The sequence below is a fragment of the Nocardioides sp. YR527 genome (assembly GCF_900101045.1).
In the GTDB taxonomy this organism is placed as follows: domain Bacteria; phylum Actinomycetota; class Actinomycetes; order Propionibacteriales; family Nocardioidaceae; genus Nocardioides.
On the sequence record NZ_FNFN01000004.1, the window covers coordinates 524,112 to 536,895 of the forward strand.

The 12,784-nt window shown below is 68.3% G+C and carries 4 protein-coding genes; 2 read left to right on the forward strand and 2 right to left on the reverse strand.

Annotation, left to right across the window (positions count from 1 at the left end; genetic code table 11):
• Nucleotides 1-3 precede the first annotated feature (3 nt).
• The gene (locus BLT25_RS15110) at nucleotides 4-8,598 is read left to right on the forward strand and encodes a DUF5979 domain-containing protein (protein WP_143033761.1); all 8,595 of its coding nucleotides are present in this window, start codon (nucleotides 4-6) and stop codon (nucleotides 8,596-8,598) included.
• Nucleotides 8,599-8,607: 9 nt separating this feature from the next.
• Here BLT25_RS15110 and BLT25_RS30460 read toward each other — a convergent pair whose 3' ends face one another.
• Nucleotides 8,608-11,082, reverse strand: coding sequence for a winged helix-turn-helix domain-containing protein (locus BLT25_RS30460; RefSeq protein ID WP_091047349.1), 2,475 nt, complete (start codon nucleotides 11,080-11,082; stop codon nucleotides 8,608-8,610).
• Between the two features lie 343 nt (nucleotides 11,083-11,425).
• On the opposite strand from BLT25_RS30460, the gene BLT25_RS15120 reads away from it, so the two are divergent.
• Nucleotides 11,426-12,550 (forward strand): AI-2E family transporter, encoded by a 1,125-nt coding sequence (locus BLT25_RS15120; RefSeq protein WP_176883920.1) that lies wholly within the window; start codon nucleotides 11,426-11,428, stop codon nucleotides 12,548-12,550.
• Here the strand turns inward: BLT25_RS15120 and BLT25_RS15125 are convergent.
• Nucleotides 12,497-12,697: a hypothetical protein gene (locus BLT25_RS15125; protein WP_091047354.1), complete on the reverse strand. Its 201-nt coding sequence runs from the start codon at nucleotides 12,695-12,697 to the stop codon at nucleotides 12,497-12,499. The genes BLT25_RS15120 and BLT25_RS15125 overlap by 54 nt on opposite strands.
• Nucleotides 12,698-12,784: the final 87 nt, after the last annotated feature.

Consider the following 12,784-nt stretch of genomic DNA (forward strand, 5'->3'; position numbering starts at 1 on the left):
GCCATGCAGACATCTCGGGAGCTGTCGAACGGCAGGCGTAGCTGGCTTGCTGTCCTACTCGCTGGGGTCCTCGCCGTCGGCGTGGTCGCCGCGCCGGCCATGGCGGACGAGCTGCCGAACCCGGAGAGTCCGAACGCGCAGCTGGACATCACCAAGAGCGTGGAGGACCCCGGGCCGTACGGTCCGGGCAACACGATCGTCTACACCATCGAGGTGGGCTGCTCCGCGATCGACGTGGGTGTGGACTGCAGCGATGCGATCACCACCGACGTGATCCCGGAGCCGCTCGTGGTCCAGCAGGTCACACCGTCCGGCCCGAACAGCCACGCCGAGCCCGTGATCGACGGACAGAACGTCCGGGTCGACTGGACCGAGCCGCTCGACTCCGGCGGCGAGGGCATGGTCAACAACACCACCAGCCAGGTGCAGATCACCGTCCAGGTGCCCGAGGACATCAACCACGACCAGTGGGACGGTGCCACCCTCACCAACGAGGCCACCGCCGAGGCGACCAACGCCAACGACGTGACCGACGCGGCCGACGTCACCCTCGCGATCCCGCTGGAGCTGGCGACCAGCGCTACCAAGAGCTTCGAGCCGACCTCCGCGCTGGCTGCTGCCGGGACCCCGGTGACCGCCCATCTCGGTGGCACCAACGAGACCAACGGCGCGGTCGAGACCCTGGTCGTCCAAGACCCCACCGATCCGACCGCCACGCCCAACCCGTTCACCTACCTGGGCTTCACCGGCTTCGGCCCGGTCACCCCACCGGAGGGAGCCACCGGCACGACGTACGAGGTGTACGTCGACGGCGCCTGGATCGAGTGCGCGGATCCGACGTGTCCCGGCGTCGACCCCGCGGCCGTGCAAGGCACGCGAGTCACCTTCACCGGTGACATCCCCGCAGGCGCCACCGCGTCCGTCGATCTGGACCTGGAGACCACCGAGGAGGCCGCCGGCGTCTCCGAGGACACGGTGGTGAACAACCAGATCCAGACCGAGGTCACCCGCGAGGGCGACAACGCGACCGCCGATGCCGAGGCCGACTTCACCCTGCGGGCCAACACCATCACCGCCGGCGCGACGAAGGTGTTCGACCCCGATGTCGTCGTCGCCGGCGAGTCCAGCACCGTGACCATCGGCGGCAGCAACGACTCCGCCATCGCGATCGACTCGCTGACCATCACCGAACCGTCCGCCGGCTCGTTCCCGGAGGACTACACCTTCGGCGGTTTCACCGGCGGTGTCGACTACCCGAGCGGCGCCACCTCCGGCACGGTCGTCTACCAGCCCTCCGGGGAAGAGGTCTCCTTCGCCGACGGCGAGACCCCTGCACCGCCGACGGGGGGAGCGGAGTCGGTGACCTCCTTCCAGATCGTCTTCGAGGGTGACATCGAGCCGGGCGCCGAGACCTCGGTGCCGTTCGACGTCGACACCGACCCGGACGCCAGCGGCCTGCCGAAGACCGTGAACAACGAGGTCGCCATCGAGGGTGAGAACGACGGCGCCACCGGCGATGCCACCGCCGACGACGACCTCTACATCTACGACGAGGTCATCGAGCCGTACATCGACAAGCAGATCCGTCCCAGCCAGATCCTGGCCTACCCCGGCAACGTCGTCACCATCAGCCTGCAGGGCGGCACCACCGAGCGTCCGAACCCGCCGGAGACCCCGACCGGCACCACGGGTGACGCGAGCCAGATCGTGGTCCAGGACCCGATGGACCCGGTCGAGGGCAACCTGTGGTGGAACGCGTTCGACCTGGACACGATCGCGCAGACCCCGGTCCCGGCTGACGCGACGCTGACGGTGGAGTACTACGACACCACCACCGGGGAGTGGGTCCTCCTGGACGGTCCGATCGCCGGTCCGACCATCTACTCCTCCGACGTCCCCGCAGAGGTCTCCGAGGTGGCCGGCGGTGTCCGGTTCGTCTACGACTACACCGGGGATGGCGACGGCTTCGCTCCCGGCACCGACGTGGAGCCGAACTTCACCGCCACGCTGCGTCCGCAGGACGACGGTCGCTACACCGACCCGGCCTACGCCGAGCCCACCGACGCCGACCACACCTTCATTCCGAACTGCGCCCAGTCCAGCGCCACCGCGTCGACCGACGGTGTACCCGGTGGCGAGGCCCAGATGGATCCGGAGGACTGCCCTGAGGTCGAGCTGATCCCGACCGACCCCGGCACCGCCGACCTGATGGACAAGGAGTTCGGCCAGTCCAGCTCGGGCGGTGACAAGACCGTCTTCGAGCGCTCCGGTGACACGATCCCCTCGACCCTGCACTGGTCGACCGGTGGCTACTCCGGTTTCGAGACCGTCGAGCTGACCGACATCGACGACCCGGAGAACACCGCCGTCGCCGACAGCGTCTACGACGCGTTCAACCTGATCCGGGTCCAGCCGATCACGCCGGAGACCGATCCCTACATGGTCTACGACCAGATCACCGACGTGCAGCTGTGGGACGGGTCCACCTGGACCTCGGCCGCCAACAACCCGTGCCCGGACGCCTGTGGCGGCACCTTCCCGGGCATGGACCTCACCGCCGACGAGCAGGAGTCCACCCTCGCGGTCAAGCTGATCTACGCCGAGAGCCCCAACCGTGCCGACGTCATCGAGGGCGACCTCGACGCCCCGCCGGTCGGCTCGGGCGTGGCCCGCTCGATCGACGACGACCGGTCGCTCACCCTGGTCTGGCAGGTGCGCGACACCAAGCGCTCCGACGGGTCACCCGCCCTCGCGGTCGACGACTACAACCGGCCGGACCCCGGCGTGGTGCGCAACACCGCCAACGCCACCGGCTTCCCGGCCGACGGAGACCCGGTCTCCGACACCGACTTCGACGACGTGGTGATCAACGACGCGCCGATCACCACCACGACCGACAAGACCTGGGACGGCGGACCGATCTCGGTCCCCGGTCCCGGCGTCCCTGAGGACGACTATCCGCTCAGCCGGATGACCGTCACCACGGAGAACACCACGCCGGCGAAGGTCGACCAGCTGCAGATCACCGACCCTGGTCCGGGAACGACGACCGAGCAGGACCCGTTCGACTACTTCCGGCTCTACAAGATCAGCGGGGTCACCGAGCCCGAGGGCACCGAGAGCACCACTGTCACCCTGACCTGCCCGGACGGCAGCACCAGCGAATACACCCGCGACGAAGCGCTCGCACTCACTCTTGGCACGATGCCGTGCGACGTCACCGGGGTGCAGGTGCTCTTCGACGGCCGGATCGCCAGCGCCGGCACTGGTGTTCTCGCCCTGGACATGCAGATCCGGCAGGAGAACCGCAGCACCGGCGAGCCGGTCACCCCGGAGGACTCACCGGTCGCCAACACCGCGCAGGGCATCGTCGCCGACGTCGACGCGATCCAGCCCTGCCCGCCGGCCCAGGGCGACCGGTACGCCTGCGACAACGGCACGGCGACCATCGAGATCGCGGACGCGACGTACGACATCGAGGCGACCAAGACGATCCAGCCCGCTTCGCAGAAGGAGGGTGACAAGTCCCCGATCACTGTGACCGTCGGCAGCCAGAGCAGCGGCTCGGCCCGTCCCTACATCGAGGAGCAGGAGGACGACGACCCGACCTTCTGGAACGCGGTGGACTTCGTCCAGATGGACCCCTCCTGGGCGCTGCCCACCCCGGTCGAGCACGTCCAGGCCTGCTACCTGACCGGCGGCATCTTCATCCCGACAACCGTCGAGACCGGCCTGGCCGGTGACGAGGGCGGTGTCGGTGGCACCTGGACCTGCCAGGAGATCCCCGGCGGCGGCCCGCCGTTCGACGACGACGAGCTCACCCTGCAGCAGGCGAAGGACTTCCTCGCTGCCGCCCCGGCCGGTGAGATCCACGGGCTCAGGTTCAGGTTCATGGCCGGCAACGAGGACGGCTGGGTCAACCCGACCCACCCGAACATCCAGGTGCCCTTCCAGGTCGTACGTCGCGACGAGCTGCGCAGCGGCGGCCCGGTGCCGACGACCCGGTCCGACCAGGAAGCCGCACCGGGTGAGGCGGACGCCGGTGTCTTCACCGACTCCGTCGACGTCCACGGCACCACGGTGCTGATCGGGCTCGACGACCGGCTCGAGGCCGATGACAGCGCCGATGCGACCTACACCTATGAGCACCTCACGGTGGGGGTCGAGGTCGACAAGACCCCGACCGGCCAGGTGCAGCCCGGTGAGGTCATCCCGTTCAAGCTGACCTACACCAACACCGGCGAGCACGCACTGACCAACCCGGTCTTCACCGACGTGCTGCCCTCCGACGCCGACGGCAACCAGCTGATCTTCGACCCGGACGCCGCACCTGGCACCTCGCCCTACGGCTTCGACCTGACCGGTGCCGCACCGGAGCCGCCCAACGGTGATCCGCTGCCGACCGACCAGGACCAGATCACGATCACCGAGGACGGCGACACGATCACCTTCGCGATGCCCGAGGGCACCGTGCTGGAGCCGGGTCAGACGTACACGATCACCATCGAGCTGATGCTGCGGCCGGGCTTGACGCCTGAGGACGTGGTCACCAACACCGACAAGATCATCGCCGACGAGCCGTTCGACCCGGACAGCTGCGCACCCAACTACGACGCCGAAACCGGCGAGTGCTGGGACGACACCAGCGTCTCCCCGGTTCGCGTGGCCGCGTTGAGCACGATGAAGAAGGTCAAGGCCGACGTGCCGGTCGAGGAGGCCGGGATCCCGGAGATCTACCTCGACCGCCGGGCGCTTCCCGAAGGGGCCGACCTCCCGGACGACTACTGCGACGACCAGGCCGACGAGGACGGCTTCTACCGCGGCGCCTGCGTTCCGGTGACCTATCCGGGTGACACCGAGACCTGGCGCTACACGATCACCAACTCCGGCACGCTGCCGCTGGACGAGCTGGTCTCGGTCGACGTACTCCCGCACGTCGGCGACAACGGCGTGATCGTGTCGCTGCCACGCAACTCGGAGTGGACCCCGACCTGGGCCAACGAGATCGAGCTGGTCGACGACAGCGGCAACCCCGCCACTCTCCAGACGTTCTACGCCAACACCTACGAACCCTGCACCGCCGACCTGAGCCCGTTGGACGGCGACCCGTGTCCGGAGGGGGAGTGGCTGCCGTACGACGACGGTGTCGACCCGGCCCAGGTGAAGAGCATCAAGACCGTCATCACCTTCGACGGGGCCGACCTCTTCGCCCCGGGCGAGACGGCGACGATCCAGTTCAAGACCCGCACCACGCCGGCGGACCCCGGGCAGGTCGGCTATCCCGTGGCGTGGAACACCGTCGCCACAGGTGGTGCCTCCAACGACAACGGCACCCGCGGCACCGTGCTGCCCACCGAAGGCCGCAAGGTCGGCGTCACCTACCCGACCGGATCGATCCAGCTGGAGAAGATCGTCTCCGGCGAGGGTGCCGACTACGCACCGGACTCCTTCACGGTCGACCTGACCTGCACCGTTCCCGGTCAGACCGAACCGATGGATCTCTCCGGCGTCAACCCGATCACGCTGACTCCGGGGGCGGACCCGACCCAGGTCGACGGCCTGCCCTGGGGTGCGGAGTGCACCGCCACCGAGACCGACCAGGGGCAGTACGACCAGACCATCGGCACGGCCACGGTCGGCGGCCCGGAGGACGAGATCGGGCTGATCACGGTGGAGAACGTGTTCACCCTGGGCGACCTCGAGATCACCAAGGCGGTCACCTCCGACGCCGTCGACGCCAACGGGGACCCGCTCACCTACGGCCCGTTCATGGTCGAGGTGATCTGCCGGTACGGCGGCGAGGTGGTCCGTGCTCTACCCGTCCAGATCCGGGACGATCAGACCATCCCGGTCGGCGACCTTCCGACCGGAGCGGTGTGCACCATCACCGAACGCGACAACGCAGGCGCGGCCGAGGTGAACATCACTCCTGACGAGAACCCGGACGTGCCCGGAGCACAAGTCACCATCGGATCGCGGGAAGACCCCGACGGTGACCCGGCCAACCCGGTCCAGGTCGAGGTCGAGAACGTCTACGACACCGGATCGCTGCACCTCCTCAAGGAGGTCACCGGCGACGCCCTGGAGAACGACCCCGACCTCGCGAACGGGCCGTTCACGTTCCAGATCACCTGCCGGCTCACCGACGCCACCCGCCCCGACGGCGAGGTTGTCTACAACCAGAGCATCACGCTGCCCGAGGATGACAACGTCGACAACGAGCAGATGGACTACCAGGTCGACGACCTCCCCAGCGGAGCCAGCTGCGTGATCGTGGAGACGGACAACGGTGGGGCCACCGGCCACTCGGTCGACCCCAACCGGGTCACCATCGGCACCGACCCGGCCGAGCCGGTCGAGGTGACCGCCACCAACACGTTCGGAGCCGGCGGGATGGCGGTCACAAAGCAGGTCGACACCGACGCGGTCGATGAGGACGGCAACCCGATCACCTACGACGGCCCCTTCCAGATGCAGGTCACCTGCACCTTCGAGGGCCAAGACGTCTGGGGCGACGGCTTCGAGTCGAGCCCGATGACGCAGAGGATCAACACGGGTGAGACCTGGGTGATCAGTGGGCTTCCGGTCGGTGCCGAGTGCATCACGGCGGAGACCGACGCCGCGGACGCGGTGGAGACCAGCATCTCGCCGCAGGAGCCGATCATCATCGGCGAGGACGAGGAGCCGACCCAGGTCGTCACGGTGACCAACTCCTACGACGTCGGCTCGCTCGAGCTGGTCAAGGAGTCCACCGGTGGCGCGCTGGAGGACAACCCGCAGCTTGCTGACGGGCCGTTCCGGTTCCGGATCACCTGCGACCTCACCGACACCTCGCACCCTGACGGTGAGCAGGTCTACGACAACCAGATCCTGCTGCCGCGCGACGACAACGTCGACAACGACCAGCTCGACTACGTCATCGAGAACCTGCCGACCGGTGCGACGTGCGAGGTGACCGAACCCGGCGACGGCGGGGCCACCAGCCACACGATCGAAGGAAGCCCGGCCACCATCGGCGACGACAACACCGAGCCGGTGACGGTGACCGCGACCAACACCTTCGCCACCGGCGACCTCGCGGTCACCAAGTCGGTCACCACCGACGCGGTCGACCAGGAAGGCGAGCCGATCGCCTACGGCCCGTTCGAGGTCGCGGTCTCCTGCACCTTCAACGGTCGTCCCGTCGTAGCCGACGGCTACGAGGAGAACCCGATGACGGCCACGATCGATGACGGCGAGACGGTCGAGTTCACCGGCCTGCCGACCGGAGCCAGGTGCGCCGTCACCGAGCCGGACTCGGCCGACGCCACCGGGGTGACGATCTCTCCCGACCAGCCTGTGACGGTCGGTGATGGCGACGTGGTCGAGGTCTCGGTCGACAACTCCTACGACGTCGGCTCCCTGCACCTGCGCAAGTTCGTGCCGGAGCAGGTGCGGGACTACCCGATCAGCCAGGGCCCGTTCACCTTCTCGGTGACCTGCATCCTGACCGATGCCTCTCATCCGGACGGCGAGGTCGTCTACGTCGACGACGAGATCGTGCTGCCGGATGAGGACAACGTCGAGAACGACGTGATCGACTACCGGCTCGACAACATCGCCGCGGGAGCGGAATGCACCGTCGAGGAGACCGACGACGGCGCGGCCAACGCGCACCTCGTCACTCCGAAGAAGGTCACCATCTCCGCCGACGAGGAGACCCACGAGCCGGAGACGAAGCGGGCCGTGGTGACCAACTTCTTCGGCGCGGGCAAGCTCACGGTGACCAAGGCGATGGAGGGCGCGGGCGCCGAAACCTACGGTGCCGGTCCGTTCGAGGTCACCGTGACGTGCACCTACACCGACGTCAACGGCGAGCAGAAGCCGCTCAACACCCCTGGCGGTGAGACCCGGGAGTTGTCCGCCGACAACGACTACACGGCGACCTACTACCCGTTGCTGATCGGGTCGAACTGCACCATCGAGGAGACCCAGACCGGCGGTGCCAACAGCTCGGTGATCACCGACGCCGACGGCAACGAGGTCAGCGAGTTCACGGTGAAGCCGGTCCCCAACCGGGAGGACCTCACCGTCGAGCCGCTGGAGTTCGAGGTCACCAACACCTTCGACACCGGCTCTGTGGAGGTGGAGAAGACGGTGAACGGCCCGGGGGACGGACCCTTTGAGGTCGAGCTGGCCTGCACCTATGACGTCGACGGCACCGCCACCGATGTCGACATCCCGGGCGGCGCGATCCGCACCTTGGAGAAGGGGTCGATGACCACGACGTACGAGGACCTCCCCACTGGCGCCGAGTGCACCCTCGAGGAGACCGACGACGGCGGGGCACGGTCCACCACCATCACTCCGAACGACGGTGACCCCACGGTCGGTGTGGTGACGGTTGCGGACGGCGCGCAGGTCACGCTCGAGGTGGTCAACGACTTCCCGCCGGCCTCGGGCGGCGGCGGTGACGACGACGGCCCGGGCACCGGCTCCCTGCCGGACACCGGTTCGGGCCCGTGGCTCGCCGTCGCTGGTCTGCTGGGCCTGGCCCTATTGCTCGCCGGAAGCGTGGTTCTCGCCGCCGGAAGCAGGCGGGGCCGGAAGGAGAGCTGATGCTCGGCGTCAGATCAGCCCGCGCTCGCGCGCAGATCTCACCGCCGCCGACCGCGTGTTGACCCCGAGCTTCTGGTAGATCGAGCGGATATGTGTCTTCACGGTGTTCTCGCTGACCCCTTCGGCCTGCGCGATCTCGGGGATCGTCAGCCGCGAGGGGAGGTCGTGGAGCACGTCGAGCTCGCGTGCGCTCAGCAGCGTGCCGATCACCCCGATGCTGCCGTCCTCCGGGTCGGCGTGGTCGGTGAGCAGAGCCGTGACGAAGTCCTCGGCGGGCCCGAAGCGTGAGCGGTTGCTCGACAGCAGCGGCTCCAGATGCGGCCACAGGTCGATGAACGGCCGGCGGAAGTTGTTGGGGACGGCCCACAAGAGCGCCTTCCTGAGTGCGTCGAACGCGCGGACGTGGCTGCCCAGGGATGACTCCAGCGCCGCGGCCAGCACGTGCGCATGAACGACCGTCGTCGGTACATGGGCCGGCACGACCCGGTCGAGCACCGGCCCGAGCTCGGCCAAGGCGTCGCGCGTCCCGCCGGTGGCGGCAAGGATCTGTGCGTTCAGAAACGTGTACTCGGCGCTGCCCGGCATCTGGTCACGGACACGCGCGGCGGCCTCGGCCGCCCAGTCGACGTGGCCGACGGCGAGGGCCAGCCTGACCTCCTGCGGGGTGGAGAAGCTGATGAGCGCGGGGGAGACATGGTCGGTGGAGTCGAGCTGCCAGATCCGCCGGAACGTCTCGGCCGCTTCGGTGCGGTCGCGCCCGGTCGTGGCCTCGAAGGTCGCCAGTGCGTGCATGCTGCGTACGCCGACCTCGACCTCGACGTTGTTGACGCCCTCCAACGCCCGCAGGCCGAGCTCGGCGAAGCCCTTCTGTGCCAGGGGATCGCCTGTCTGAAAGGCCGTCCAAGCGGCCAGGAGGTAGGAGTAGGCGAGTCTGGGGGAGTCTCGCCATCCGTGCTGCGTGGCGAACGCGATCGCCTGATTGGCCCAGTCGAGCGACACGTTGAAGTCGCACATGGACCCGGTCATCCCGGCCAGCTGCGACATGGTCTCGAGCACCATCTGGTCGAAACGCCGGCTCCGGGCAAGAGCGAGTGCCTGTTCGAGATCGTCGATCGCGCCGGGATAGTCGCCGGTGCGCATCCGCGCGGGCCCGCGATGGGCCAGGAGGATCAGGTTCACGTCTCCGTCCCCGGTCATGGCGATATCGAGGATCGCGCTGTCCTGGAGTGCCGCGACGACGTCGCCCCCGGCGAGCGATCGCTGGACGACGGCAGCGGCGAGCATCGCAGCGTAGGTGGGCTCGGACGGGAGATCCCTGGACAACGCGGCGCTCAGCCAGGCGTCGGCGGCGGCGAAGTCGCTGACGTCCAGCGCCGCCAGCGCGGCGATGATCGCGACTCGCTGGTCGGCGACGAGCGAGTCGTGGGATGCGACGGCCTCCCGTACGACGTCGCCGCGACCCGACAGGACCATGTGGAGCCCATGCGCCCGGAGCTGGTGGTTCAGCAGGTCTCGGTCGCCGCTCCGCAACGCATGTCGAAGCGCGGTAGCGGGTTCGCCGTGGGCGGCGAGCCAGACAGCGGTGGCCCGGTGCTGGCGTGCCGGAGCATCGACGTCACGACGGGCCAGGGCGGCGAGCAGGCAGCTCCGCAGAAGGGCGTGGTAGCGGTACCACGCCGAGTCGCCCGACTGGCTGACGAGCGCGTTCGCCGCACACAGCCGGTCGAGCAGGGCGCCGGCGTCGGGCCTGCCGGAGAGGTGGGCAGCCAGGTCGATGGAGAGGTGGTGGGGCGCGCAGGTCGCGTAGAGGAACTCGACCAGCTCCGGGTCGAGCCGGTGGACGACCTCGGTCAGGACGTACTCGATCACCGCTCGGACGTCGCCGTCGAAGGACGCGACGACCTCTGCGGGGTTGCCGCCACCGATCGTGGCCACGACCACTGCCATCCGCAGCGGGGCGGCCCAGCCCTCGGTCAGACCGACGAGATCGGAGATCGCGTCCGCCGTCATCGACAGGTCGCTGGCCGCGAACAGCTCCAGCGCCTCGCCGTCGGTGAAGGCGAGGTCCTTGCCGCGTACGTCCGAGAGCGACCCGTCGAGCCGCAGCCGGTGCAGGGCGATCGAGGGCTCGGACCGGCACGCCATCACCAGCCCCACCTCGGGCGGCAGCTCGGCGAGAAGGATGTCGAGCCCGCGCAGCACCTCGTCGTCGTGGAGCAGATGTACGTCGTCCAGCACGATCCAGCGCACGCCCGCGACCAGGAGCGACTCGACGACCTTCGTGACGAACCTAGGTTCGGTCCCCTGTGCGGGCGGGGTCAGCCCGTCGAGCTGTTCGGTCCTCCCGGGCAGTCCGGCCAGGACGAGGGCCTCGATGAGCGCCGACCAGAACTCGTACGGGCTGTCGTCCTGCTTGTGCAGCGACAACCACGCCACCGGCTCCCCGCGGGTAGCGGCGCGGGTGGCCCAGTCGGCCACGAGCATGCTCTTCCCGTAACCGGCGGGGGCACAGACCAGAGTCAACCGGCACCGACCGACGGCGTCCTCGACCAACCGGTCCCGGCTGACGAACGTGGGCAGTATCCGCGGAACGCGCAACCTTGTCGGCGCCACGTAGGCGCGAGAACCGGTGTCTATCATCCGCAAACTTTCGCTTTTCCCATTTCGGGGAAGACTCTACGGGCAACGACCATCCAATCAGCGGCATTCCAGTCAAGTAAGGGGGCAAAGGGCCCAGATACCATGAGGGGCATAGGCGTGGCACGGTCGTGGCGATCACCCTTATCGGGCGATACAGCCGGGCCGGGCGGTCTGGACCATGGGTGCTGTGAGCCCCAGGACACAGAGCCCGGAAAACACGGCCACGAGCTGGCCACTGCAGTTCAGAGTCCTGGCGGTCCTGCTGGGATCCGCGGCGGTGGTGATCCTCGTGGCCGGGTTGAAGGCAGCCAGCGGCATCATCGGACCGCTGTTCCTCGCGATGGTGCTGACCATCGTCGTCCACCCGGCCCGGAACTGGCTGGCCAAGCGCCTCCCGGCCGGCGTCGCCACCGCTCTGTCCATCATCGCGGTCGTCGTCGGGATCGTCGGTCTCGGAGTGTGTGTCCTGCTCGCGGTGGCTCGCTTCGCCACCTTGCTCGGCACCTACGGGGATGTCGCCGCGGAGCGTGTCGATGATCTGACCGACTGGCTCTCCAAGGTCGGCATCGGCACGGACGAGGTGCTCAAGATCATCGAGTCGTTCGACCTCTCGAACCTGCTCTCCCTGGTCTCGGGTGCGCTCAACGGCATGTTCGGGCTGCTGTCCACGATGGTCTTCATCATCGCTCTGTGCCTGTTCATGGCCATCGACGCGACGGCGCTGCCACGCCAGCTGGACTCGATCAGCCGCCGGCGCCCGGGTCTCGTCGGTGCCCTGTCATCGTTCTCGGTCGGAACCCGTCGCTACCTGCTGGTCTCCACGGTGTTCGGACTGATCGTGGCTGCCCTCGACACGCTGGCGCTCTACCTGCTCGGTGTCCCGGCGCCGTTGGTGTGGGGCCTGCTCGCGTTCCTGACCAACTACATCCCGAACATCGGCTTCGTGATCGGGCTGATCCCGCCGGCGGTTCTCGCGCTGCTCGACGGCGACCTCTCGCTGATGCTCGCGGTCATCGCCGTCTACTGCCTCTTGAACGTGGTGATCCAGTCGGTGATCCAGCCGAAGGTCGTCGGTGAGGCGGTGGGCCTCTCGGTGACGCTGACGTTCCTGTCACTGATCTTCTGGTCGTGGATCATGGGCCCGATCGGTGCCGTGATGGCGGTCCCGTTCACCCTGTTCGTACGCGCGGTCTTCGTGGAGTCGGACCCGGCGAAGCGCTGGCTGATGCCGCTCATCGCGGGAAGCGCTCCGGTGGAGCTACTCGGGGATGGTGACGATCTCGATGACGTCGACCCCCAAAGAGCTGAGTAGGTCCAGCACACCCTGCAGCTCCTTGGCGTCGGCGAGGTCACCGACCAGAGTGGTGGTCGCCCGCTGCGTGGCCCGGGTCAGGTGGGGGAAGGTCTCGATGACGTCGTCCGACACCGATGAGCCCACCCGGATGAGGATCCGGGTCATGAGCGCATCACGTCGATCATGTGTTCGTTCATGGTTGGCTCCAGCCAGTGGCCTGGACGATGGTCTGACCAAGGTAAGCGGCCGGGT

Coding starts and splice junctions, on each gene's coding strand:
- BLT25_RS15125 (WP_091047354.1), bottom strand. CDS start 12,697: ATGACCCGGATCCTCATCCGGGTGGGCTCATCGGTGTCGGACGACGTC.
- BLT25_RS30460 (WP_091047349.1), bottom strand. CDS start 11,082: ATGCTCGTGGCCGACTGGGCCACCCGCGCCGCTACCCGCGGGGAGCCG.
- BLT25_RS15110 (WP_143033761.1), top strand. CDS start 4: ATGCAGACATCTCGGGAGCTGTCGAACGGCAGGCGTAGCTGGCTTGCT.